The sequence below is a fragment of the Streptomyces sp. NPDC006430 genome (assembly GCF_040612395.1).
Taxonomy (GTDB): Bacteria; Actinomycetota; Actinomycetes; order Streptomycetales; family Streptomycetaceae; genus Streptomyces.
Genome location: NZ_JBEXQA010000013.1, coordinates 1 through 24,088, shown reverse-complemented (window position 1 = coordinate 24,088; position 24,088 = coordinate 1). Strand labels below are relative to the sequence as shown.

Genomic DNA, 24,088 nt, shown 5'->3' with positions numbered 1-24,088 from the left:
GCCGCCCACCGACCAGGACAGCGGGGTCCCGAACCCGCCCACCGACGGGGACGTGACCAACGGTGCGGGCCCCTGCGGTGGCGCGGGGTGGTTCGACATGACCCGGGACTTCAACGCCGCCTACGCCGGGAAGCGCACCAGCTCGGACAAGTTCCTGCCCGAGCAGGTCGTCGAGGAGGCCCGGGTCCGCAAGGGCCGGGACGCCGGCGAGGCGCTCCTGACCTTCACGACCCGATCGGTCGGCAAGGGCGTCGGTGAGGACGGCCGCAGGCTGGCGCAGGGGTTCGTGGCATGGCGGCAGCAGGTGTACGGGGACCACGGCACGGTGTCCGTCCGGACGCCGGACGGGCAGGTGGTAGCCACCGCCCCCTGGTGAGGGCCGACGCCTTCGGGTCAGGGCCGCTGCGCGTCCCAGAAGGCGCACCGGTGTGCGGCGCGCCCGTCCTCGCACCGGATGCCGTCGGCTTCCGGTGCGAACGACAGGACGGTCGCGGTCGGACCGAACCGCGGCCACGCGGGGCCCCGGCCGCGCGGGGCGCACCGCGAAACCGTGCGAAGCGCCGTACGGGAAGTCCACCGGCGCGTGCGCTGGCCCGGGGCGGCTAGGGCGTCCGGGCGCGGCCTACCGCCGCTCCAGCACGCCCCGTACGTAGGCCGCCTGGCCGGCGTGCTGGAGGTCGTCGGCGAGGATGCTGACCAGCCGGACGCCCAAGGTGACCGGCGGGTCCCAGCCCGCGTCGACCACCCGGTCCAGGTCGGCGGCGGCGAGCCCGCGGAGGAAACCGGTGCTCTGTTCGTGGACGGCGTCGAAGTACCCCAGCAGCAGGTCGCCCGAGTCGACGAGGACCGTCCCGACCTGGCGGGCCGTGTGGCCGTAGCCGGTGGCCGCGGCGGGAAACGGCAGGGCGAACCGGGTGAACCAGTCCTGGGCCGTCCAGATCTGTTCCCACCCCGAGGCGTCCGCCACGTGGTCGTCCTGCACCCGGGTCAGATGCCACACCAGCCACGCGATCGAGTTCGCCCCCGCATCGGTGCGGGCGTTCAACTCCTCGGCCGAGAGCCCCTCGACCACGTCGTGCACCACCTCCCGGATGCGCCCGTACCCGTCGGCCAAGACCTCCGTCGCCTTCATGTACCGTCCCCAGACCTGTTCGCGAAACTTTGACGTACGTACGCCATCGGCCGGCGCCCCGCGGCCACCGGCCGATGTCCGAGCTCACGCCCGACTACAGGGGAAACACGTTCCTGTCGTCCGTCTTGCTCTCCTGCTCGCTCTGCTCCTGGAGCCGGCGGGCCTTCTCCTGGAGCCTCCGGCGCTCCTCCGGGTCGGTGGAGCGCTCGGCCGCCTTGTTCAGCTCCTGCGCCTTCTCGCGCAATTGCCGGGTCCGGCCCTGGGACTCGCCTGCGTTCATGATCACTCCTCGGATGTGGGGGTAAGGAGGGCGGATTCAGCGAAACAGCAGGGCCGCGCCGACGCATCTCGAACCGTCCCCTCGCGTGACTTCGCGCAGGTGGCTCCCCCATTTGCACGCCCCGAATGGCGCAGCGGAGCACGGTGCCACTGAATGTGACCAAGCGCGTGCGCTTCTCGTGACGCACGTTGACCGGCGCGCGATGTGGAGACCTGCGCGTCGGCGAACGGAGCTTTCCATGAACGACCCGATCACGCTCGCGGCGACGCAGGACGACGAGGGCGGTCCCGCAGACCCCGCCGGGATCGTCCGGCTCCCCCGGCCCGTGCAGCCGCCGCCGGTCCCGCCGCCGTGGCGTGCGTACCCACCGCCCTACGCGAGCAGGTTGACCCCCCGTGTGAACAGCCCGGGCAACCGCGCGGCCAACGGGACGATCCGGCCTGCGAGCCGGGGTTGTTGGCGCGCCCAGAGCAAGGATGCGGTCAGCATCCGGTAACTGCGCGACAGGTCCCGCCAGGCCCGCTCGTACGCCTGCGGCCGACCCTCCCCTACGCAGCGGACCAGTTCGCCCGCGGCCGTCACGGCCAGGGTGAGGCCCTCACCCGTCAGCGCGTCCACGTACCCCGCCGCGTCCCCTACGAACAGCACCCGCCCGGCGACCCGCACCCGGGCCCGCTGGCGCAGCGGCCCGGCGCCGCGCACCACCGAACCGGCAGCCCCGCCCAGCCGCGAGGACAGCAGCGGGAACCGGGTGAGCTGTTCATCGAAGGGGGCGCGCTCGGAGGTCAGGAGCGCCACGCCAACCCGGCCGGCTCCCAGGGGGGTCACGTACGCCTCGCAGTGCGCCGACCAGTGGACCTCGACCAGGTCGCTCCAGGGTTCCACCGAGTAGTGGCGGCGCAGCCCGTAGCGCGCCGGCCGGCCGGGGGCGGGCGGCGCCGCCAGTCCCAGACCGCGCCGGACGGCGGAATGGAGGCCGTCCGCCGCCACCAGGTGGCGGGCCGTCAGGCCTGCCGCGCCGACACGGTCGTCGTCCTGGCGGACCTCGCCGACGCGGCGCGCGAGCACCCGTACGCCCAGCCGGTCGGCACGTTCGGCCAGCGCCGCTTGGAGGACGGTCCGGCGGGTGCCCAGACCGGGCCCGGTGCGGAACAGTCCCTCCGCGTGCAGGCCGCTCACCCCGTCCAGGTAGCGGATTCCGTGGAAAGGCCGGCCTGGGACGGACACGCCCAGGTCCAGGAGGCGGCGTACGGCCCCCGGCATCAGGCCCTCGCCGCAGGCCTTGTCGATCGGGGAGGGGCGCGGCTCCAGGACCACGACCTCCATCCCGGCCAGCGCGCCGTGGATGGCCGTGGCCAGGCCCGCCGGGCCGCCGCCCACGACGAGCAGGTCGATCACCGGGCCCCGTCCCCGGCCGGTACGGGAGGGTGGCGCAGCGGTGCGGCGTGCGCCAGCGCGTCCTCCTCGCAGCGGATGCGTACGCCCAGCAGCAGGAGGTTGAGCACGGTGAAGCTGGCCGCCGTCACCCAAGCGGTGTACACCAGCGGCAGCGCCGCGCCTTCCACGACGACCGCCACGTAGTTGGGGTGGCGTAGGAGGCGGTACGGCCCCGCCGACACCAGCGGCAGCCCCGGGACCACCAGTACCCGGGTGTTCCAGCACGTGCCGAGGGTGACGATGCACCACCAGCGCAGCCCTTGTGCCGCCAGGGCGAGACCGAGGGCCGGCCAGCCCAGCGCGGGGAGGAACGGGCGGGCCGCGACGAGTGGTTCGACCACGCACCCCAGGAGCAGCGCGGTGTGCAGGGCGACCATGACCGGATAGTGGCCGCGGCCGTACTCCTGGCCGCCGCGGTCGAGGCTCCAGGTCGTGTTGCGGCGGGCGGTGGCGAGTTCGGCGAGCCGCTCGGCCGCGACCACCCCCAGGAGCAGCAGGTACGGGGTCATCGGGTGCATCGAGCTCATGGGGTGCGTCCAGCTCATCGAGTGCAACGGGGTCATAGGAGTCATCGGGTTCATGGACACGGGGGCGGTCACCAGCGCAGCAGGACGAGTTCGGAGGCGAAGCCCGGTCCGAAGGCGACCATCAGCCCGACCGAGCCCGGCGCGGGCGGCCGTGCGGCCTGGATCCCGCTGAGGACGTGCAGGACCGAGGCCGACGAGAGGTTGCCCGCGTCCGCGAGTGAGCGCCGGCTCGCCGCGAAGGCGTGGCCCGGCAACGCCAACGCGTCCGCCAGCACGTCGAGGACCTTGGGCCCGCCGGGGTGGACGATCCAGGCGTCGACGTCCGCGGGCTTGAGGTCGTGGCCGGCGAGGAAGGTCTCGACCTCCTCGGCCACGTGCAATCGCACCAGGGCGGGCAGTTCGCGGCCCAGCACCATCCGGAATCCCCAGTGACCGATGTCCCAACCGAGGAGCCCCTCGGTGCCGGGATAGAGGCGGCTGCGCGAGGCCACCACGGAAGGCCCCGGTCCCGTGTCGTGCAGCGGGTGGCCGCGGCCGACCGCGAGGACGGCGCCGGCCCCGTCGCCGAAGAGGGCGCCGGCCACCAGGTTCGCCATCGACGTGTCCGAGGGCTGCAGGGTGAGCGAGCAGAGCTCGGTGGACAGCAGGAGGGCCGCGTGGTCGGGTCGACCGGTCAGGTAGTCGTGCAGCAGACCGACGCCGGCGACGCCCGCCGCGCAGCCGAGGCCGAAGAGCGGTACCCGCTTCACGTCGGGGCGCAGACCGGCACGGCCGGCGAGACGGGCCTCCAACGAGGGCGTCGCAAGCCCCGTCACCGTGGTCGACATGACGAGGTCGATCTCGCGCGCCGTCGTACGGGCCGCGGCCAGCACCCCTTCGAGTGCGCGGGCGCCGAGCTCCTCGGCCGTCTCCACGAAGAGGGCGTTCGTACGGCCGAAGTCGTTCGACGGCCCGTAGCGCTCCAGCGGGAGTGCGAGGTGGCGGGACTCCACGCGCACCGAGGCGTGCAGCCGGTGGAGCAGTGCGGTGTCGGCCCCCGCCGGCAGGAAGCGGGCGAGCGCCGCAGTGATCTGGGACTGGGGATAGCGGTGGGGCGGGAACACACTGCTCACTGCCAGGACACGCGTCATTGATTCAACATAGGCAAAAAATGACACGACGTGAGGAATCAGGCATACCGGGCGCGGCGCGGCATAGCGTGACGGCGTGCCCCCTGCCAGAACCACCCGCGGAACCTCCCGAACCGGAACCACCTCCCGAACGCGAACCACGACCACACCCGCCACGGACGACGGGGGGAGCGGACGGGTCCCACCCGGTGCCGGACCGCCGTCCTCCGTGGTGTTCGGCCTGCTCAAGGCTTGCCATCCGGGTCCCGCAGCCGCCGTGACACTCTTCGCCGCCGCACTCGCCGCAGCCGTGGGACGCAGCCTCCCGGGGGCGGTGCTCACCGTCGGCGCGGTGGCTGCGGGCCAGCTCTCGGTGGGTTGGTGCAACGACCGGAGGGACCTCGGCAGGGACCTCGCGACGGGCCGACGGGACAAGCCCCTGGTCCGCGGCGCGGTGCGGCCCGCCGTCGTGACGGCCGCCGCGCTCACGGCCCTGCTGCTGTGCGTTCCGCTGTCGCTGGCCACCGGACCGCTCGCCGGCTGCGCGCACCTGGGCGCGGTGGCCGCGGCCTGGGCGTACAACCTCCGGCTGAAGGGCACCGCCTTCTCCTGGCTCCCGTACGCCCTGGCCTTCGGACTGCTCCCCGCCTTCGTCACCCTGGGCCTGCCCGGCGCGCCGTGGCCGCCGTGGTGGCTGACGGCCGCGGCGGCCCTGCTGGGCGCCGGCGCGCACTTCGCGAACGTTCTGCCCGACATCGACGACGACCTCGCCACGGGCGTGGTCGGCCTGCCGCACCGGCTCGGCGCACGGCGCTCGGCGGTGTTCGGGGGCCTCCTGGTCCTCGGCGCGGCCGTGGCCCTGGTGGCCGGACCACCCGGGGAGGTACCTCCGTACGGATGGGGACTGCTGGCGGTGACGGCCGCGGTGCCCGTCCTGGCCGGTAGCCGGCTGACCGGCCGGAGCCGGGTCCCGTTCCTGGCCACCATGGCGCTGGCCGGGGCCGATGTCGTGCTGCTGCTGGTGCGCGGAGCCGCACTGGCCGCCCCCCGCTGAAGCGGGCGGGGCTCAGGCGGCGGCCGTGGTGGCCGCCGCGGAGGGCGGGCGGCGGGTACGGGTCCACGCCAGCAGCTGCTCGCGCGGCCAGGTGTTCACGACCCGCTCGACCGGCACGCCGCACTCCACGGCCCGTTCGCAGCCGAGCAGCTGCCAGTCCAGCTGGCCCGGGGCGTGGGCGTCCGTGTCGATCGCGAACAGCGTCCCGGCCTCCACGGCGAGGCGCAACAGCCGGCGCGGCGGGTCCAGCCGCTCGGGCCGACTGTTGATCTCCACAGCGGTTCCGGCCTCGGCGCACGCGGCGAAGACCGCCCCGGCGTCGAACTGCGACTCGGGGCGGGTACGTCCCGTCACGAGCCGCCCCGTGCAGTGGCCCAGGACGTCCATCAGGGGGTTGCGCACGGCGGCCAGCAGCCGTCGGGTCATGGCGGGCGACTCCATCCGCAGCTTCGAATGGACGGATCCGACGACGAGGTCGAGCCGGTCCAGCAGCTCCGGATCCTGGTCGAGGGAACCGTCGAGGAGGATGTCGCACTCGATGCCGGTGAGCAGCCGGAAGGGGGCCCACTGCTCGTTGAGTTCCGCAACCGTCTGCAGTTGCTCGCGCAGCCGCTCCGGCGAGAGCCCGCGGGCGACGGTCAGGCTCGGCGAGTGGTCGGTGAGCACGGCCCACTCGTGTCCCAGCTCGGCCGCGGCCCGCCCCATGGCCTCGATCGGGCTGCCGCCGTCGGACCACTCGGAGTGCAGGTGGCAGTCCCCGCGCAGGGCCGCGCGCAGCGCGAGGGCGGCGGGGCTCGCCGGCGGACCCTGGGGGTGCGCCGCGACCTCGTCCTCCAGCTTCTGCAGGTACGCGGGGATGCCCCCGTCGAGCGCCTCCCGCACCACCTGGGCGGTTTTCGGCCCGATGCCCTTGACTGCTTCGAGGGTCCCGGCCCCCACCCGCTCCGCCACTTCGCTCTCGCCCATCCGGGTCAGTGTGGCCGCTGCGGTCCGGAAGGCCCGGACGCGGTAGGTGGGCGCCTGTCCGCGCTCCAGCAGGAAGGCGATCCGTTCCAGCGCCGCGACCGGATCCATGGGTCTACCTCCTGGTCCCCCGATGTCGCCGATGGACACTGACTGCCATGGAGCCCATTGTGACGGGCAACCCCAAGGATGTCTTGGGGAGGGCATAAGCCTTGTTTATGAGGTCATAAGCGGGGGGCGGGTGCCGGGTTAGGGTCCCCTTAGCTTAGGGTTCCCTTGATCCAGTCTTTTTGTCGGTGAAGGGAACCTTTCATGCCTCGCCCCCTGCGGGTAGCAATCGTCGGCGCCGGCCCCGCCGGAATCTATGCCGCCGACGCGCTGCTGAAGTCCGAGGCCGCCGCCGAGCCGGGTGTGTCCATCGACCTGTTCGAGCGGATGCCCGCCCCCTTCGGCCTGATCCGGTACGGCGTCGCGCCCGACCACCCGCGGATCAAGGGCATCATCACCGCCCTCCACCAGGTGCTCGACAAGCCACAGGTCCGCCTGTTCGGCAACGTGGACTACCCGAACGACATCAGCCTGGATGAACTCCACTCGTTCTACGACGCCGTGATCTTCTCCACCGGCGCGACCGCGGACCGCGCGCTCGACATACCTGGCCTGGAACTCGAAGGCTCCTACGGCGCCGCCGACTTCGTCTCCTGGTACGACGGCCACCCCGACGTCCCGCGCAGCTGGCCGCTGGAGGCCGAGAAGGTCGCCGTGCTCGGCGTCGGCAACGTTGCCCTCGACGTCGCCCGCATCCTCGCGAAGACGGCCGATGAACTGCTGCCCACCGAGATCCCGGCGAACGTCTACGAGGGACTGAAGGCCAACAAGGCCCTGGAAGTGCACGTCTTCGGCCGTCGCGGCCCGGCACAGGCCAAGTTCAGCCCGATGGAACTGCGCGAGCTCGACCACTCGCCGAACATCGAGGTCATCGTGAACCCCGAGGACATCGACTACGACGAGGGCTCGATCGCCAGCCGCCGCTCCAACAAGCAGGCGGACATGGTCGCCAAGACCCTGGAGAACTGGGCGATCCGCGACATCGGCGAGCGTCCGCACAAACTGTTCCTGCACTTCTTCGAGTCGCCCGCCGAGATCCTCGGCGAGGACGGCCGGGTCGTCGGCCTGCGCACCGAGCGCACCGAGCTCGACGGCACGGGCAACGTCAAGGGCACCGGCCAGTTCACCGACTGGGACGTCCAGTCCGTCTACCGCGCCGTGGGCTACCTCTCGGACGAACTGCCCAAGCTGCCGTGGGACGTCGCGACCGGCACGGTTCCCGACGAGGGCGGCCGGGTGATCGAAGCCGGTGAGCACCTCCGGTCCACGTACGTCACCGGCTGGATCCGGCGCGGACCGATCGGCCTCATCGGGCACACCAAGGGCGATGCGAACGAGACGGTCGCGAACCTCCTGGACGACCACGCGGGCGGCCGACTGCGGACGCCCGCCTCGCCCGCACCGGAAGCCGTCGAGGCCTTCCTGGCCGAGCGGAACGTCCGTTTCACGACGTGGGAGGGCTGGTACCGGCTCGACGCGGCCGAGAAGGCGCTCGGCGAGCCCCAGGGTCGCGAGCGCGTGAAGATCGTCGAGCGCGAGGACATGCTGAACGCGAGCGGGGCGTAACCGCCACCCGTTCACGCAGGGGGCCACCACGGGCGGTGGCCCCCTGCGCCCGTGTCGGCGACCGTGCAGGCGCCCGGATCGGCGACGCGGAGGCGCTGGCGGACAGGGCGAGGCCGAGCGCGGCCACCCCGGGCGCTTCTCAGATCGTCATAAAATGGCCTGAACTCGATGCCGACGGCGTACGGCGCACAGCTGCCCGCAACGACCCAGGGCGTCCGGGACGGCCCTTGGGTACCCCGCGCCAGCCGCTGTCCGCCGTCGGTGCCGCCGGCAGCGCGCCGGGCGGGCCGGGCGCGTCAATCCCGGCTGCGGCAGCCCGTACGGCGGCCGGTTCGGGCTGTCCGGGAGTCGGGCCGTGCGGCGTGTCCGACGGCCCCGAAAACTGGAACCGCATGATGGTCCCTCGTGTCGGTCATGTACGTCGCGAACGAGCAGGACGAAACGGTGGTCAGCCGCGTCCGCTCCGCGCCCCCTCTGGGCGGCGAACGAATGAAACCCTACATAACGGTCCCCCGTACGAGTCATCGCACGGGAACCGAAGTCGGTTTCTGGTCACGGGTACGGCCGAAGTCCTGCGACCGGCCTTCCGCGGGGACCGTCACTGGTCCGGGGATCGGCACGGGGCAATCGGCCCGGCGCGGAATGCGGGCCGCTTCCCCGTGGTTCGGACCCGCCACCCCCGCCTACGGGCTCCGGGCGGGGGGACGCCGCCGAGGCTCTTGCCGAGGCCTCCCCGGTTCGCCAAGAGGAGTTCAAGGGCTGACGGTTGGAGCCCCGGGCGCAGTCCGGCGGATCGGCTGCACGAAGGGTGCCCGGCCACTACCGTTGCGGGCATGAGTGCCGATGACCTCAGCCCCGAGGACGTGTGGCCGATGCCGCCGGCCTGGATGTTCGGCTGTTCGCACTGCGCCCGCCTCTACCGGTCCATGAAGGAGATCCAGGAGGCCACGGCGGAACTGTGGCTCACCGGGGAGCGGGGAGTGGACTGGGACCCCCTGGACAGCGGCCCGGGCTCCCGCATCCGGCTCGCCCGCCACATGGCCCTGACACACGGGGACATGCTCCCCGACTGGACCCCGTCGTGCGGACGGTGCGCCGAGCACCGGCGCAGGGTGGAAAGGGCCGCCGACTCGGATCTGGGGCCCGGTGCCGCGCTCGTGGCCGCCGAACACCGGGCCGCACACCTCTTCGTCCCACCGCGGGGACTCGGCCTCTGAGCAACCGTGACCGAAGCGTCATCCGACGCGCACCCGCAACGGAGTGTCGCCCTTGCTACGGTCCTGCCCTCACGGGAGCCGCAGGAGGGCCAGCATGCACGTCAGACCCCGTCTACTCGTCGCCTCAGCGGTCCTGTCCGCAGTCCTGACGGCCTGCGGCGGCCACCCGAAGTCCCCCGCTTCCCCCGTCCCCTTGGCCGACACCCCCTCCTCCGGCTCCCCCTCGCCTGCTCCGACCGGATCGGGCACCCCGCCCGAATCCGCGCCGGCCCCCACTCCCACGTCCACCCCCACGTCCGCGCCCACTACCTCGGCCGCCCCCACGAAGTCGCCGACCGCACTCGTGGTCCCCGCTCCCGCGACCCGGCTGACCCTGACCGCGGCCACGGCGGGCGGCGCGCTGCGCCTGGTGCGCGGCGGACCTGCCCAGGAATTCACCGTCACCGTCCGCAACGGCAACTCCCGGGCCTACCCGCACCTGTTGGTCGCCTTCCAGATGGAGCCGCTGATGGGCGGGTCCGGGGACCTGCCCGGACCCGCCGACCCCTTCGTCCTGGAACGGCGCGATCCGGCCACCGGTGTCTGGCGCCCCGTGGAACTGCGCATGGCCACGGACGTCAAGCCGGCCCACCTCTACGAGGGCGGCGCCGCCCTCGCCCCCGATGCCTTCCGCACCGAGCGCTACCGGATGCGCGCCACCGCGACGGGGCCCAGCGGCAGCAGCCCCCTCATGGTGTACGCGATCGACACGGACGCCACCGAGGGCACCGAGGCCGACTTCGCACCTCCGGGGTACTTCTCGCTGCCCCACACCACCCGGCCCCGCCCGTAACCCCTTCCCGGCCCCGCCACCGTCCCCCTGCACGGCTGGTGCGTCGCACCGGCCACGCCCTACGGGGACGACTCCTCGGTGGGGTGGATAGGCTCGCCCCGGCCGTCCGGGTGCGCACCGCCCCGCGCAGGGCGGTGCGCACCCGAGGGAAGGAACAGCGCATGGCCCACGGCACCGAGGTCCGGATCCTGCGTGCGGGCGACCGTACGGCCGTCGCCTGGAAGAACGGCGGCGGGGTGACCCGGGAGATCGAGGTCTGGCCCGAGCACGCCGGCATGACCGACTTCGCGTGGCGGGTCAGCCTCGCCGAGGTCGCCGCCGACGGGCCGTTCTCGGCCTTCCCCGGCGTCGACCGCACGCTGACCCTGGCCGAGGGCGCGGGCATGGACCTCACGGTGGCCGGCGCCCGCCGCCTCGTCGACGAACGCTACGCGCCACAGGACTTCCCCGGCGACGCCCCGACCGACTGCCGGCTCCTCGACGGCCCGGTGGTCAACTTCAACGTGATGTACCGCCGGGACGGGCCGCCGGTGGACACCGCGGTCGTCCGGGGCGCCCTCGCCCTCACCGCGGCGCCGGAGGAAACCCTGCTGGTGGTCGCGCTCGGGTGCCCGGCCGAACTCGACTCCGGGGCCGGGCCCGTCGCGCTCGGTCCGTACGACGCGGTCCGGGTCACCGGCCCCTTCAGCGGTGTCCTGCGGACCGCGGGGCACGCGGCGGTCGTCAGGCCGGCAGGCCGCCGCGGGCGATGACGTCCGCGTACCAGCGGGCACTGTCTTTCGGTGTGCGCCGCTGGGTCGCGAAGTCGACGTGGACCAGGCCGAACCTCTTGCTGTAGCCGTACGCCCACTCGAAGTTGTCCAGCAGCGACCACACGAAGTACCCGCGCACGTCGGCCCCGTCCGAGATCGCCCGGTGCACCGAAGCCAGATGGCCGTGCAAATAGGCGATCCGCTCGGGGTCGTGGACCTCGCCCTCCGGATCCGCGTAATCGGCGTACGCGGCGCCGTTCTCCGTGATCAGCACGGGCACGTCGGGCAGTTCGTCGCGCAGCCGGACCAGCAGCTCGTGCAGGCCGTCCGCGTCCACCGGCCAGTCCATGGCCGTCCGCGGGCCCGGTACGGGCACGAAGCGCACGTGGTCCTGCGCGCCGACCCACGGCGACGGCCCGCCGGACCGGGCGCCTGCCGCGGGCTCGGCCGCCGCCACCACCGTCGGGGAGTAGTAGTTGATGCCCAGCCAGTCGATCGGGGCGGCGGACGCCGCGAGGTCCCCGTCCCGGACGAACGACCAGTCCGTGATCCCGGCGGTGTCGCGGACCAGGTCCTCGGGGAGGCGCCCGTGGAAGACCGGGTCGAGGAAGATCCGGTTGCCCACCGCGTCGATGCGGCGCGCTGCGTCCCGATCGGCGGCGGAGTGCGTCAGCGGCCGGACGGCGTGCAGGTTCAGTGTCAGCGAGACCTCGGACGAGCGGGGGAGGACCGCGCGCAGCGCCGCCACGCCCAGACCGTGGGCCAGGTTGAAGTGGTGGGCTGCCCGCAGTGCGGAGGCCGGCTCGGTGCGGCCCGGCGCGTGCTCCCCGGACGCGTAACCGAGGAAGGCCGCGCACCAGGGCTCGTTGAAGGTGGTCCAGCCGGCCACCCGGTCGCCGAGCGCCCCGGCCACGAGCCCCGCGTACTCGGCGAACCGCTCGGCGGTGTCCCGCCGCGGCCAGCCTCCGAGGTCCTCCAGTTCTTGGGGCAGGTCCCAGTGGTAGAGGGTTGCGACCGGTCGGATCCCGGCGGCCAGCAGTTCGTCGACGAGCCGCCGGTAGAAGTCCAGGCCCTGTTGGACGGCCGGTCCCCGGCCGGTCGGCTGGACCCGCGGCCAGGCCACCGAGAAACGGTAGTCGCTCACGCCGAGCTGTTCGAGCAGGGCCACGTCCTCGGTCATGCGGTGGTAGTGGTCGGCGGCCCTGTCTCCGGTGTCACCGTTGAGCACCTTGCCGGGAGTACGGCTGAAGGTGTCCCAGATGGAGGGCGACCGGCCGTACAGGGTGGCCGCACCCTCGATCTGGTACGCGGCGGTGGCCGCGCCCCAACGGAAGCCGGCGGGGAAGGCGAGGCCCGTCTTCGTGACGGGAGCCGCGTCGAGCGTGGTCATGGGAAGGCTCCAGAAGAGGTGAGGGGAGGGTTCCGGCGGGTGCGTCAGCCCTTGACCGCGCCCTGCATGATGCCGCCGACGATCTGGCGGCCGAGCAGTCCGAAGACCAACAGCACGGGCAGGGTGCCGAGCAGGGTGCCCGCCATGATCACGGATTGGTCGTGGACGTAGCCGCCGCCCAGCTGCCGCAGAGCGACCTGGACGGTCGGCTCCTGCGAGGAGAGCGCGACGATCGGCCAGAAGAAGTCGTTCCAAGCCGTCATGAAGGTGAGCAGGCCCAGGACGGCCATGGCCGGGCGGGCGATCGGTACGACGATCGACCAGAAGATCCGGGCGTGCGAGGCACCGTCCACCCGGGCCGCCTCGATCAACTCGTCGGGCAGCGACTGCGCGAGGAACTGCCGCATGAAGAACACGCCGAAGGCCGACACGAGTCCGGGCAGGATGACGGCCTGGAGCTGATTCACCCAGTGCAGCTCGACGATCAGCATGAAGAGCGGGATCACCCCGAGCTGCGGCGGGATCATCATCGAGGCGACGACGGCGCCGAGCAGCGCCCCGCGGCCCCGGAACCGCAGCTTGGCGAAGGCGAACCCGGCCAGCGTGGAGCACAACACCGTGCCGACGGTGATCGCCCCCGAGACGATGAGGGAGTTGAGCAGCGCCGTGCCGATCGCGGCTTCGTCCAGGACGGCTTGCAGGTTGTCCAGGAGACGCGGACCGGGCAGCAGCGCGGGCACCGGCCGCGCCAGCTCGGCGTTGGAGCGGCTCGCGGCGACGAGGGTCCAGTACAGCGGGAAGGCCGAGACCAGCACCGCGCAGATGAGGACCGCGTACGTGAGTCTTCCGCCACGCCGGGCCGAGGCACTCGCGCTCATCGGCTGGCCTCCTTGGTGGAACGGTGCTGTGCGGCCAGGGCGTTCGCCCCGACCAGCACCACGATCAGCAGGAACATCACCCAGGCGATGGCGGCGGCCCGGCCCAGGTGGAAGAAGCCCCAGCCCTGCTCGTACATGTACAGCCCGAGCGTCTGGTACTGGTGCGAGATGCCGCCGGACGTCGACCCCTCGAAGAGGAGGGGCTCGCCGAACAGCTGGGTGGCGCCGATCGTCGAGACGATCGAGGTGAAGACGATCGTGGGGCGCAGTCCCGGCAACGTGACGTGGAGGAACTGCCGCCACTGGGACGCCCCGTCGACCTCCGCCGCCTCGTACAGTTCGTTCGGGATCGTCTGCATCCCCGCCAGGTAGATCAGCGCGTTGTAGCCGGTCCAGCGCCACACGACGATGGACGAGACGGCTATCTGGGAGGCCGCCGTGCCGGTCTGCCAGTCGACGGGGTGGATGCCGGTCAGCGCCAGCAGCTGGTTGACGAGGCCGAAGTCGCGCCCGAAGAGCTGCGCGAAGATCAGCGACGCGGCGGCGACCGAGGTCGCGTACGGCAGCAGCAGCGCCGTACGGAAGAAAGTCCGTCCGCGTAGCCGGTAGTTGAGGAGGTGGGCCAGGCCCAGGGCCATCAGCAGCTGGGGCACCGTGGACAGGACTCCGATGGTGAAGGTGTTGCGCAGCGCCGTCCAGAAGAACGGGTCGGTGAACAGTGCCGTGTAGTTGCCGAGGCCGCGCCATTCCAGCTCCCCCGGGGTCTGCAGTTCGGCGCGGTAGAGGGATACGTACGCCGTGTAGAGCAGCGGGAAGATCCCGAAGGCGGCGAACAGGGTGAAGAAGGGGGCGAGGAAGGCGTACGGGGACAGCGCGGCCGGCCGGCCGCGCCGCCGGAGCAGCGGCTCAGCCGAGGGCATTCTTGACGGCCTTCTTCGCGTTCGACCAGGCCGTCTCGGGCGCGGTGCCCTTTCGTTCGACCTCGCTCAGTGCGTTGTTGATCTGGTCGGCTATGTCCTTGTCGTGTACGCCGAGCACCTGGACCGGAGAGTTCTGGGCGGCGTCGCCGAAGATCCGGCCGATCGGCGCGTCCGAGAAGTAGGGGTCCTTGGCGTCCGCGACCTGCGCGATCGCCCCCGTGGCGGACGGGAAATTGCCCTGCTTGCGGAAGACCTTGGTCTGCTGCTCGGGCGCGGTGAGCCACTTGATCAGCTCGTACGCCTCCTTCTTGTGCCGGGCCGCCCGCGGAACGGCCAGGTAGGAGCCGCCCCAGTTGCCCGCGCCGCCGGGCAGCTTGGCGACGTCCCACTTGCCCCGGCCCGCTTCGCCGGCCTGGCCCTTGATGTAGCCGAGCATCCAGGCGGGGCAGGGCATGGTGGCGAAGGAGCCCGAGGAGAAGGCCTGGTTCCACGGCGGAGACCACTGGTCGAGCTTCGCGCTGAGCCCCTCGCCGGCAGCCTTGACCGAAGCCTCCCAGGCGGCCTTCACGGCGGGGCTGTTCTCGTAGATCAGGGCGCCCGAGTTGTCGTAGTAGCGCTCCTTCTGCTGACCGACCACGACGGCGTTCAGGCTGCCCACGCTGTCGAGCCAGGCGCTGCCGGCCGGTGCCTTCTCCTTGTACTGCCGGCCGAGTTCGAGGTAGCCGTCCCAGGTGGACCAGCGGGCTTCCAGCTCAGTGCGGTCGGTCGGCAGGCCCGCCGCCCCGAGCAGGTCGCTGCGGTAGCACATGGCCTCGGGGCCGACGTCCGTGCCCAGACCCAGCACTTTGCCGTCCTTGGTGGTCGCCGCCGCCCACTTGGCTGGGGCGAAGCCGTCCTTGAGCGCCGCGGCGCCGTACGCGTTCAGGTCCGCGAACTTGTCGGCCTGCTGCTGCGTGACCGAGGCGATGCGGCCGACTTCGATGCCCTGGACGTCGGCCAGACCGCCGCCGCCCGCGAGACGGGTCTGGAGGGACTTCCAGTAGTCCTGCTCGTCCTCGGTGTCGGTCTGCTTGATCTTGATGTGCGGGTGGAGCTGCTCGTACTCCGCGTAGAGCCCGGCTTCTTGGTAGCCAAACGCGCCGAACAGGTCGACGGTGAGCGTGACGGGGCCTCCTGCGGCGTCGGAGGACGCATCGCCCGACCCGGATCCTGATCCGGAGCCACAGGCAGCCAGGAGCACTCCGGCGAGCGCGACGGCGCCGAGGCGCACCGCGGCTCTCTCAGCGGTTCGGGTGAGCGGCATGGGATGGCCTCCTTGGCCTGGACGAGCGGGGGAAGGGTGAGGACCGCGCCAATTTGAGAGCGCTCTCAGAACGAGACTGGAGCGTGCACCCCCAGCCCGCGCCCCGTCAAGACGTGTACGCGCAACAACCTGGATTCGTCCGCAATCACCCTCGTCGTACGACGAGTTCGCGCCGCCCCGGACCGGACGGTCAGGCCGAGGCGCGCCGCACCAACGAGGTCGCGGTGACCACCGAGGCGGGAAGGGTGCGGTCGTCCGGGACCGTGCTCAGGGTGCGCAGTAGCAACCGTGCCATCAGACGACCCATGCCCTCGACGTCCTGACGCACCGTCGTCAGCGGTGGCTCGGCGCACGCCGCCACCAACTCGGCGTCGTCGAAGCCGACGAGTGCCACGTCCTCGGGCACGCCGAGTTTGCGGTCCCGCAGCACCCGCAGGGCGCCCGTCGCCATCAGGTCGTTGGCGGCGAACACCGCGTCGAGGTCCGGGTGGCGGTCCAACAGGGCGGCCATCGCCCGGCCTCCGCCCGCCGCGGTGAAGTCCCCCTCCTCGATCAGCGTGGGGTCGGCGTCGAGCAGCACGTCCCGGTAGCCGTCGAGCCGGTCGACCGCAGAGGTCTGGTCCAGCGGGCCGGCGATGTGCGCGATCCGCTTCCGGCCCTGGTCGAGCAGGTAACGGACGGCTTCGCGGGCGCCGCCGCGGTTGTCCGCGTCGACGTACGCGACCCCGCCGTGCTCCCCGGACCCGGCGGTCCAGCCCGGCCGGCCGCCGTAGACCGTGGGCATGCCGATGCGACGGGTGATGGCCGGCAGTGGGTCGTCGGTGTGCAGGGAGAAGGCGAGCGCCCCGTCGACGTGGCCGCCGGCCAGGTAGCGCTCGATCCGGTCGTAGTCCCCCCGGTCCTCCACCAGCAGGAGGACCAACTGCGTGTCGTGTGCCGTCAACTCCTTGCTGATCCCGCGGACCTGGCGGGAGAAGAAGGGGTCGGAGAAGATCCGGACCTCCGGCTCGGCGATGATCACGGCCACGGCTCCGGTGCGCCGCGTGACGAGGGTGCGAGCCGCGGGATTCGGCACGTACCCCAGCTCGCGGACGGCCTCGCGGACCTTCTCCACGAGGTGTGCGCGGACGCCCTCGCCGCCGTTGACGACGCGGGAAGCGGTGGCCCGGGACACCCCGGCGCGCTCCGCCACCGCCTCCAGCGTGGGGCGGTGACCGGGAAGCTGTTCGGGCACGGGCGCTCCTCCTGCGTATCCGGGGGCTGTTGGCTCGCCGGACAGCAGGGTAACCCGTACCGCCGGGAGTCTGAGAGCGCTCCCTACGGGGAGTTCATGAGGTGGAGCGCGGGACGGGTGGGATCCGGGCGGGGCGGGCGGGGCGGGGCCGGGGGCGGGGCGAGGCGGGCCGCCGGCGACGGCCCGCCGTCCGCCCCGACCGACGCGAGGGTCGCCTCACCGGGTCGGCCCGGTGGGCGGGGCGGGCCTGGTCAGGTGCAGGTGAGCCGGGGGGCTGCCCAGTCCGCGTGGTCGTAGTCGACGCCGTTGCCGCCGTCGGTGACGACGAGTTTCAGCGTTTGGCCGCCGGTGAGGTCGGCGGTGAGTTTCCTGGCCGCGTCCGCCGTGGTGACCACGCCGCTGTCCGCGACCTTCGTGGTGTCCCGGTAGACCTGGAAGGCGACCGCGCCGGTGAAGGCGCTCTCGTCGTCGATGCCGACGTCCACCGTCAAGCTGGTGCACCGGCCCCCGAGGTGGTAGGTGAGGGTGCTGGGAGCGTGGACCCCCAAGCCCTTGGCGTACGTGGCGCCGTTGACCGTCAGGGTCCTGCCGTCACCGGCCGCCCGCTCGCCGTTGCTCCGGTCCTTCTCCACCGGGCCCCAACCGCTGCTGACCCCGGTCCAGGGCAGGTCCGACAGGTGGGAGGTGCCGGCGGGCGGCAGCGGTGCCGGCCCCGGGGTGATCCGGTAGACGACGGTGGCGTGCGGGGCGACAGAGGCGCTGATGGTGCCGCTGGTGTTGGTCGAGGTGGCCTTGGTCCACAGCTCCTTGAGGACGTACGGGCTGCGGTTCCCGATCCCGAGGGCGTCCGTGCGGGCGGAGATCGTCGCGGTGGAGCCGGTCTCGTTGGTCAGGGAGAGCGCCCGGTCGCCGCCCGCGAGTTCCTTGACCATGACCACCAGGCCGCCCGAGTTGGAGACCACCGTGCCCTGTTTGCCGAGGCCGTCCTGGTCCAGGGCGATCACGTCGGGGTTGGAGAGGATGTCGAAGGTCTCGGCCGTCGCCTTGCGCAGGTCGCTGCCGATCAGCAGCGGGGCCGACATCATCGACCAGAGCGTGAAGTGGGTGCGGTATTCGGTTGCGGTCATCCCGCCGTTGCCGACCTCCAGCATGTCCGGGTCGTTCCACTGGCCGGGTCCCGCGTACGCGGCGAGGGGTTGGTTCTTGTGTGCGATGGCGATCATCGAGGACCAGCTGTCGCTGATGTCCCCGGTGGTGCGCCACAGGTGACCCACACTGGAGGCCCAGGTCCACGGCCGGTTCTCGCCCCACTCGCACAGGGAGAAGACGATCGGACGGCCCGTCCGCTTCAGGGCGTCGGCCATGTCCGTGTACCGCTTCTTCGCGTCCACGCCCTGGTTGTTGCAGTTGTCGTACTTGAGGTAGTCGACGCCGAAGGAAGCGAAGAGGTTGGCGTCCTGCTGCTCGTGGCCGAGGCCGCCGGGGAAGCCCGCGACGTCGCAGGTCTTGGTTCCCGCACTGGTGTAGATGCCGAACTTCAGGCCCTTGGAGTGCACGTAGTCCGCGAGGGCCTTGATCCCGCCGGGGAAGCGCACCGGGTCTGCGACCAGGTTGCCGGAGGCGTCGCGGTTCGGCAGGGCCCAGCAGTCGTCGAGGTTGACGTACTGGTAGCCGGCTGCCTTGAGCCCCTTCGCCACGAAGAGGTCGGCGACGCCCTTGACCATCGCCTCGTTGAACTCGGCCCTGCAGTGGGTGGAGTTCCAGTTGTTGAACCCCATGGGCGGGGTCAGTGCCTGCCCGTCGGCCACGGCGGCGGCGGGGGAGGCGCCCGCGATCACCGCCGTACCGGCCAGTGCGGTGGCCCCCGCCAAAGGGGCCAGCAACGGTAGGGCCGCGAGTGCGGCTGTCAGACGGCGACTAACTGCGCTTCGTAACGTGTGCACAAACGGCTCCTGAGGGGAGTGGGCCCGGGTGCCCTGGTCGGAGTGCGGAGGGAGTTCTACAGAGCATGTGTGGAAATGCGCGCTAACGTGCGCTTGTCCTCGTAGAAGCCCCAAGAGCGAACGGACTCGAACGAGAACGCCCGCATCACATCGCTTGTGCAGGGACATGTCAAGATGACGAGCGGTGTCAACCCCTAGTGCTAAAGGGCGCACAGGCCATCAACTGGGGCTCGGTTCTGCCCTGTTGAACTCTGTTTGCTCCCTCGGGACGCTTCCGTCGCCGAGCGTGGCCGCCTCGGGAGAAAGGTCGCGGTCCGCAGCGTGGTGAGGGCTCCCGAAGGTGCTGCGGCTTGCTCTTGCCCGTCAGGCGTCCTTCTCCATCGTCGGGCGCAGGCGCTCCAGCAGGGCGTAGAGCGTCGCGCTGTCGGTCGCGTCGAGGGTGTCGAGCGCGCCGTGCGTGGCCTGCATCTCCTCGCGGACGCGCCGGATGATCTCACGCCCCGCATCCGTCGCCACGACGTTCTTGACGCGGCGGTCGGCGGGGTCGGGCTCGCGGCGCACCAGCTCACGGGCCTCCAGTCGGTCCACGATCCCGGTGACGTTCGACGCGTCACACACCAGGAGGGTGGCGAGGCCGCGCATCGGTAGCGGGCCGTCGAGCTGGGCGAGTACTCGGGCCTGGGTGGAGGTGAGGCCGTAGTGGGCCGCAGCGCCCGCGAAATCGCGCCACTGGGCGGTTCCGATGGCGGCGAGCAGTTCCAGGAGCTGGAGCTTGGTGGGGGTGTGGGGGGTGGTGGCGCTCATGCCGTGAGCGTACCCAGGATGGTTGACATTATCAATTGTTTACTTGACCACCTTAAGTATTGACGTCTACCGTCTGCGAAGTTACTTGACGACATCAAACATCTGCGATCTGAAGCATTGAGAAGGTCCTGCCAGACATGAGCACCGCAGCCCCCACCCCCGCCGAGGCCAAAACCAGGAACGAGACGGTCATCGTCTTCGCCCTGAGTCTTGCCGCCATGGTCGTGTCGATGATGCAGACCCTGCCGGTCCCGATCCTGGGCCTCATCCGTACCGACCTCGGCACCTCGACCGCCAACGTCAGCTGGGTGACCACGGCCACGCTGCTGTCCGCCGCCGTCTTCACTCCGCTGCTCGGCCGCTTCGGCGACCAGCACGGCAAGAAGCCCACGCTGGTGGCCGTGCTCGGCGTGATGGTCGTGGGCTCCGTCATCGCCGCCGTGGCGACCTCGCTGCCGCTGCTGATCCTGGGCCGCGTGCTCCAGGGCGCCGCCACCGCGATCTTCCCGCTCGCCCTCTCCGTGCTGCGCGAGGAAGTCCGCCCGCAGAAGCTCCCCGGCGCGATGGCACTGGTCAGCGGCACCCTCGCCTTCGGTAGCGGCCTCGCACTCGTCGCCACCGGCCTGCTCACCTCCGGCTCCGACGCCGACTACCGCAACGCCTTCTGGATGGCGACCGGCTTCGCGACCCTCGCCCTGCTCGCAGTCGCCTTCCTGGTCCCCGCGACCCGGCACAAGACCGGCGGCCGCACCGACTTCCTGGGCGCGCTGACCCTCGGCATCACCCTGCTGCTGCTCCTGCTGCCCATCTCGCAGGGCCACGAATGGGGCTGGACCTCCGGCCGTACGCTGGGCAGCTTCGCCGGCGCCGCCGTGATGACCGCCGTATGGGTCTTCACCGAGCTCAAGGTCAGCGAGCCGCTCGTCGACATGCGGATGTTCGTCCACCGCCCGGTGCTCATGGCCAACCTGGCCGGCATCCTCGTCGGCTTCGGCATGTTCGCGAACTTCCTGGGCGTCTCCTACCTCGTCCAGATGCCCGAGGCCCTCACCGGCTACGGCTTCGACGCGTCCATCCTGCGGGCCTCCGTGCAGTTCCTGCTCCCCGGCGCGATCGTCTCGCTGCTCGCCTCGCCCGTCGGCGGCCAGCTGGTCCGCCACCGCGGACCGCGCGTGGCCCTCGGCCTGGCCGCTGCGCTCGGCGCCGTGGGCTTCGGCTGGCTCGCGTTCGACCACGACCACAGCTTCTCGGTGATCGGCGCCGGCCTGATCGTCGGTGCGGCCGTCAGCTTCGGCTACGCGGCCATGCCCGCCGTCATCATGGCGAGCGTCCCGCACCACCAGAGCGGCATCGCCAACGGCATCAACTCGATCTCCCGCTCCACGGGCAGCGCGATCGGCAGCGCCATCGTCACCACGATCCTGGCGTCGCAGACCATCGAGCACCTGCCCGCCGGCGTCCCGCCCCTGCCCGCCGAGTCCGGCTTCACCCTCACCTTCTGGATCGGGGCCGTCGCCTTCGCCCTGGTCGCGCTCATCAGCTGGGTGGGCCTGCGCGGAGGGCACGGACCCCGCACCGTCGAGGTGGGCACGCCCTCCGCGGTGAAGGTGACCGAGCCGGCCGAAGCCGTCTGACCCGGCCCTTCGAGGGGACGGCGCCGTTCGCGGACGCCGTCCCCTCGAAGGCGTGCTGTCCCGTCCGTGGACGGAGGCCGCCGGGAAGCGGCCAGGCCTCCGGACCGACCCGGGCCGCGCCCGGCGCGTTCAGGCGCGGGCGAAGGCGCGCAGGTCCTCGTTGAGGCGGTCCGCGTGGGTGGCGAACAGGCCGTGACCCGCGTCCGGATACACGCGCAACTCCGCTCCCGGGATCAGCTCGGCCGCGCGCCCTCCCGTGAGGGCCAGCGGGGCGGAGGCGTCGTCCGAGCCGTGCACGACCAGCACGGGGCGGTCGATCTTCACCAGCTCCGGTACGAGGTTCAGGTCCGGTATCAGTTCGCCCAGGGCCGTGGCCGCCCGCGCCGAGGCCCCCTGGCAACGCTGCACCATGTACGCCACGTACGCGTCCGATACCGCCGGCCCCGGCAGGTGGCGTGCGAAGAACGCGTCGGCGCCCTCCGCGAAGAACTGCGCCCGGTCCTTCCGGAAGGACGCGTTGACCGCGTGGACGACTGCCGGGTCCAGCCCCTCGGGATGGTCCGCCGAGCGGGCCGGCCCGGGGGTCATACCGGCGACGAGGACCAGCCGCGCCACCCGGTCGGTGCCGTGCAGGGTCAGGTACCGGACCGCCTCGGCCGCGCCGATGGAGTGGCCGACCAGCGTGACGTCCCGCAGGTCCAGGTGGTCGAGCAGCGCACCCAGGTCCCCGGCCAGCGTGTCGAGGTCGAAGCCGCTCCACACGTCGTCGGACCTGCCGTGCCCGCGACGGTCGAAGCCCACGCACCGGAAGCCCTCGGCTGCCAGCGGCAACATCTGGTACTCCCACATCTCGGTACCGAAGTACGAGCTGTTGACGAAGACGAGGACGGGACCACCCGCCGGCCCGTAGTCGACGAAGTGGAGGCGCGTTCCGTCGGTGCTGGTCTCGAAGTACGGCATGGCGGTGGTCCCTTCGGGAAATGGATGTCCGGTACGCCACCCAGGCTCACCCCGAGACCCCCGGCGGGTCGATTACCCCAGGGGTAACCGCCCCGTCGGGGACGGTCGGCATCAGCCCAGGACGTCGTCCTCGCGACCGGGCCACGCCAGGGTGATGCCCACCCGCTCGCACAGCGCGATCCATCTGGAGTCGGCGGGCTCGTACTCCACCCACAGCACGGCGTGCACGCTGGCGGCCCGTTCGCGCAGCCTGTCGTGGTAGTCGAGCAGTTGCCCCACGCCGGCTCGCAACTGCCTCGTCTCGTTGGCTCGGGTCAGCGACTTCACCTCGCACACGGTCACGTCATCAGCTGCCCGTCGCCATGCGAGGTCGAAGTCGGGGTCGGTGACCCTCGGGGAGAGGATCTCCAGTCCACGGTCCCGAGCCGCTGCCGCGAGGGAGTTCTGAAGCCCGCGGTGCGCCCTCAGGTTGCGCCCCGTGAGGTCGGGGTCCGGCACGCCGAACTGCGGTGCGGCCGGTGTCACCGACTCATCTGCGACGCGGTACCCACATCCGACGGCCACGGTGGGCGGTTGACGGGGCGAGCCGACCGGAGAGAGGTGGAAACGTATGACCTTCCTCAGCGGGCCCCCACCCGTCTCGGGGGCCTCTCCGTACGAGTAGGGCGTGGCCGGGTCCACAGCGAACTCGCCCACGTAGCGGACCGTTCCGCGGGACCCCTCGAAGACGCGCAGCGCGAGCCTCAACCGCACGTGGTCGCGCAGGGCCGCGTTGCCGGGGCTGTCGAAGCTCTGGGGGCCGATCTGGCCCTCTCCGGTGTAGTGGAAGGTGCCGTCCTCGGCCCACTCGTCGAAGTAGCCGTGCCGGTGGCCCGTTTGCGGATCGGTGAAGATCAACACGTTACTGGACCTCGCGCATTTGCTGATGCCGCCCTGCCGGCTGCCGCCGTAGCGATCGTGCAGCTCCCTGCGCCGTACCGAGGCACCGGGTTCGAGCAGCCAGGTGGGCCCTTCCGGGGCCAGCCCGGACTCGAAGGCCTCCTCGAAGGCCTCCCACTGGGCACCGGTGACCTTGTGGGGGTTGCCGGCGAACAGGGTGCGGAGCGGAGACTGCGCGGAGAACCGGTCGTCCTGTACGAAGTGTTGCCGGGGGACCGGTCGATCGAGCCACTCGTCCACGACCAGCGGCACGTACCAACGGGGCCCGGGATCCTCTTGCCAGTACTCGTCCGGTGCACTCGACTGCCGCGTGGGGGAACCGGTGAACCGTCCCCGCCCCACCAGACCTCCACGGGGTCCGGTGAGCCACATCACGAAGCCGTCTCCGACCTCCAGCTCGTTCCGGTACCGCGCCACACTCCAGGAACGGAGCTCGTGTCCGTCCCGACGGAATCCGTCGAGATCGAAAACGTCCGGATTGCACGTGAGGAGCCACGCGTTCATACCCACCCCTGTTGGGTCGATCGGGACCAACCCCGTGAGGCTACGCGAGACTTGTCCCCTCGGTTCGAGCGGACATCGTGGGGCTTCGGCCGCAGCACGTACGCGCCGCTCCTGACCGCACGACAGAGCCCTGAGCAGGGCCGGTTCGGGCGCCGCGGGCAGGCGTCAGGCGGTGCCGCGGGCGGCTGCCTGGCGCTGGCGCTTGCTCAGCGGGGCCAGGGAGAGGTCCTGGGCACGGGACGTGAGGCGCTTGAAGCCGTAGCCGCGCTCGGTCAGCCAACTCTCCGCCGCGAGCTCGGCGCGGGCCGTCGCGTCGAGGATGTCCTCCTCGGCCTCGCCCGAGTCGAGGAAGCGGAAGGTGAAGAAGGGGCCGACGCCCACGTCGTACGCGAGGTGGCCCTCGACGGTGTGGGACGCGTGCAGGATGTCGTGTTCCGGCGCGGCGGCGAGCAGCTCGGCGTGCTGGTCCGCGGTGAGGGCGTCGAAGGAGCCGCGGACGGTGATCCGAAAGGTGCGGGTGCTCATCCGGGCGGCCTCGGTGGCGTATCCGTGACCCCACGCCGAACGCACCAACCGCCACCCGATGTCCACCCCCGTGTACG

General features: G+C 71.7%; 23 protein-coding genes. 7 read left to right on the top strand and 16 right to left on the bottom strand.

Annotated features, from left to right (window positions below; translation table 11 throughout):
* A partial coding sequence (locus ABZZ20_RS20205; RefSeq protein WP_356871334.1) for a hypothetical protein occupies positions 1-376 on the top strand: 376 nt, incomplete at its 5' end.
* 246 nt (positions 377-622) lie between these two features.
* Here the strand turns inward: ABZZ20_RS20205 and ABZZ20_RS20200 are convergent.
* From ABZZ20_RS20200 to ABZZ20_RS20180, 5 genes are all read right to left on the bottom strand, one after another.
* On the bottom strand, positions 623-1,132 hold the full coding sequence (locus ABZZ20_RS20200; protein ID WP_356871332.1) for a DinB family protein: 510 nt from the start codon (positions 1,130-1,132) through the stop codon (positions 623-625).
* A gap of 94 nt (positions 1,133-1,226) precedes the next feature.
* Positions 1,227-1,412 carry a DUF6381 family protein gene (locus ABZZ20_RS20195; protein WP_356871330.1) on the bottom strand — a complete coding sequence of 62 codons (186 nt, stop codon included), beginning with the start codon at positions 1,410-1,412 and terminating at the stop codon, positions 1,227-1,229.
* A gap of 372 nt (positions 1,413-1,784) precedes the next feature.
* Complete coding sequence (locus ABZZ20_RS20190) at positions 1,785-2,810, bottom strand: NAD(P)/FAD-dependent oxidoreductase (RefSeq protein ID WP_356871328.1); 1,026 nt, start codon at positions 2,808-2,810, stop codon at positions 1,785-1,787.
* A complete protein-coding gene (locus tag ABZZ20_RS20185; protein ID WP_356871592.1) occupies positions 2,807-3,358 on the bottom strand; it encodes an isoprenylcysteine carboxyl methyltransferase family protein in 552 nt (183 codons plus the stop codon). The genes ABZZ20_RS20190 and ABZZ20_RS20185 overlap by 4 nt, the downstream gene beginning before the upstream one ends.
* Before the next feature lie 86 nt (positions 3,359-3,444).
* Positions 3,445-4,506 carry a 3-oxoacyl-[acyl-carrier-protein] synthase III C-terminal domain-containing protein gene (locus ABZZ20_RS20180; RefSeq protein WP_356871326.1) on the bottom strand — a complete coding sequence of 354 codons (1,062 nt, stop codon included), beginning with the start codon at positions 4,504-4,506 and terminating at the stop codon, positions 3,445-3,447.
* A gap of 256 nt (positions 4,507-4,762) precedes the next feature.
* Between ABZZ20_RS20180 and ABZZ20_RS20175 the strand changes: the two genes are divergently transcribed.
* Positions 4,763-5,539 (top strand): UbiA family prenyltransferase, encoded by a 777-nt coding sequence (locus tag ABZZ20_RS20175; protein ID WP_356871324.1) that lies wholly within the window; start codon positions 4,763-4,765, stop codon positions 5,537-5,539.
* A 12-nt stretch (positions 5,540-5,551) separates the two neighbouring features.
* On the opposite strand, the gene ABZZ20_RS20170 is transcribed toward ABZZ20_RS20175, so the two are convergent.
* Positions 5,552-6,613 carry a PHP domain-containing protein gene (locus ABZZ20_RS20170; protein WP_356871322.1) on the bottom strand — a complete coding sequence of 354 codons (1,062 nt, stop codon included), beginning with the start codon at positions 6,611-6,613 and terminating at the stop codon, positions 5,552-5,554.
* Between the two features lie 201 nt (positions 6,614-6,814).
* Here ABZZ20_RS20170 and ABZZ20_RS20165 point away from each other — a divergent pair, with 201 nt between their 5' ends.
* The 4 genes from ABZZ20_RS20165 (at position 6,815) to ABZZ20_RS20150 (ending at position 10,977) form a co-directional block, all read left to right on the top strand.
* Complete coding sequence (locus tag ABZZ20_RS20165; protein WP_356871320.1) at positions 6,815-8,176, top strand: FAD-dependent oxidoreductase; 1,362 nt, start codon at positions 6,815-6,817, stop codon at positions 8,174-8,176.
* A gap of 833 nt (positions 8,177-9,009) precedes the next feature.
* The gene (locus ABZZ20_RS20160) at positions 9,010-9,393 is read left to right on the top strand and encodes a hypothetical protein (protein WP_356871318.1); all 384 of its coding nucleotides are present in this window, start codon (positions 9,010-9,012) and stop codon (positions 9,391-9,393) included.
* 94 nt (positions 9,394-9,487) lie between these two features.
* Positions 9,488-10,225 carry a hypothetical protein gene (locus tag ABZZ20_RS20155; RefSeq protein WP_356871316.1) on the top strand — a complete coding sequence of 246 codons (738 nt, stop codon included), beginning with the start codon at positions 9,488-9,490 and terminating at the stop codon, positions 10,223-10,225.
* A gap of 161 nt (positions 10,226-10,386) precedes the next feature.
* Positions 10,387-10,977: a HutD family protein gene (locus ABZZ20_RS20150; RefSeq protein WP_356871314.1), complete on the top strand. Its 591-nt coding sequence runs from the start codon at positions 10,387-10,389 to the stop codon at positions 10,975-10,977.
* Here ABZZ20_RS20150 and ABZZ20_RS20145 read toward each other — a convergent pair.
* From ABZZ20_RS20145 to ABZZ20_RS20115, 7 genes are all read right to left on the bottom strand, one after another.
* Entirely contained in the window at positions 10,949-12,367 is a 1,419-nt protein-coding gene (locus ABZZ20_RS20145) for a GH1 family beta-glucosidase (protein WP_356871312.1), read from the bottom strand. The two genes, ABZZ20_RS20150 and ABZZ20_RS20145, sit on opposite strands and share 29 nt — an antisense overlap.
* A 44-nt stretch (positions 12,368-12,411) precedes the next feature.
* Positions 12,412-13,245 carry a carbohydrate ABC transporter permease gene (locus ABZZ20_RS20140; protein WP_356871310.1) on the bottom strand — a complete coding sequence of 278 codons (834 nt, stop codon included), beginning with the start codon at positions 13,243-13,245 and terminating at the stop codon, positions 12,412-12,414.
* Positions 13,242-14,165 carry a sugar ABC transporter permease gene (locus ABZZ20_RS20135; protein WP_356871308.1) on the bottom strand — a complete coding sequence of 308 codons (924 nt, stop codon included), beginning with the start codon at positions 14,163-14,165 and terminating at the stop codon, positions 13,242-13,244. Before ABZZ20_RS20135 ends, ABZZ20_RS20140 begins: the two co-directional genes overlap by 4 nt.
* A complete protein-coding gene (locus ABZZ20_RS20130) occupies positions 14,152-15,468 on the bottom strand; it encodes an extracellular solute-binding protein (protein WP_356871306.1) in 1,317 nt (438 codons plus the stop codon). Before ABZZ20_RS20130 ends, ABZZ20_RS20135 begins: the two co-directional genes overlap by 14 nt.
* Before the next feature lie 190 nt (positions 15,469-15,658).
* Positions 15,659-16,702, bottom strand: a complete 1,044-nt coding sequence (locus ABZZ20_RS20125; RefSeq protein WP_356871304.1) for a LacI family DNA-binding transcriptional regulator — start codon at positions 16,700-16,702, stop codon at positions 15,659-15,661.
* A gap of 251 nt (positions 16,703-16,953) precedes the next feature.
* A complete protein-coding gene (locus ABZZ20_RS20120) occupies positions 16,954-18,480 on the bottom strand; it encodes an NPCBM/NEW2 domain-containing protein (protein ID WP_356871590.1) in 1,527 nt (508 codons plus the stop codon).
* Between the two features lie 528 nt (positions 18,481-19,008).
* A complete protein-coding gene (locus tag ABZZ20_RS20115; RefSeq protein ID WP_356871302.1) occupies positions 19,009-19,449 on the bottom strand; it encodes a MarR family transcriptional regulator in 441 nt (146 codons plus the stop codon).
* 137 nt (positions 19,450-19,586) lie between these two features.
* Here ABZZ20_RS20115 and ABZZ20_RS20110 point away from each other — a divergent pair, with 137 nt between their 5' ends.
* A complete protein-coding gene (locus tag ABZZ20_RS20110) occupies positions 19,587-21,083 on the top strand; it encodes an MFS transporter (protein ID WP_356871300.1) in 1,497 nt (498 codons plus the stop codon).
* 129 nt (positions 21,084-21,212) lie between these two features.
* Here the strand turns inward: ABZZ20_RS20110 and ABZZ20_RS20105 are convergent, their stop codons facing one another.
* The 3 genes from ABZZ20_RS20105 to ABZZ20_RS20095 form a co-directional block, all read right to left on the bottom strand.
* Positions 21,213-22,043: an alpha/beta hydrolase gene (locus tag ABZZ20_RS20105; RefSeq protein WP_356871298.1), complete on the bottom strand. Its 831-nt coding sequence runs from the start codon at positions 22,041-22,043 to the stop codon at positions 21,213-21,215.
* A gap of 111 nt (positions 22,044-22,154) precedes the next feature.
* On the bottom strand, positions 22,155-23,486 hold the full coding sequence (locus tag ABZZ20_RS20100; RefSeq protein ID WP_356871296.1) for a hypothetical protein: 1,332 nt from the start codon (positions 23,484-23,486) through the stop codon (positions 22,155-22,157).
* Between the two features lie 165 nt (positions 23,487-23,651).
* The coding region (locus tag ABZZ20_RS20095) for a DUF6204 family protein (RefSeq protein WP_356871294.1) at positions 23,652-24,088 on the bottom strand (437 nt) is incomplete at its 5' end.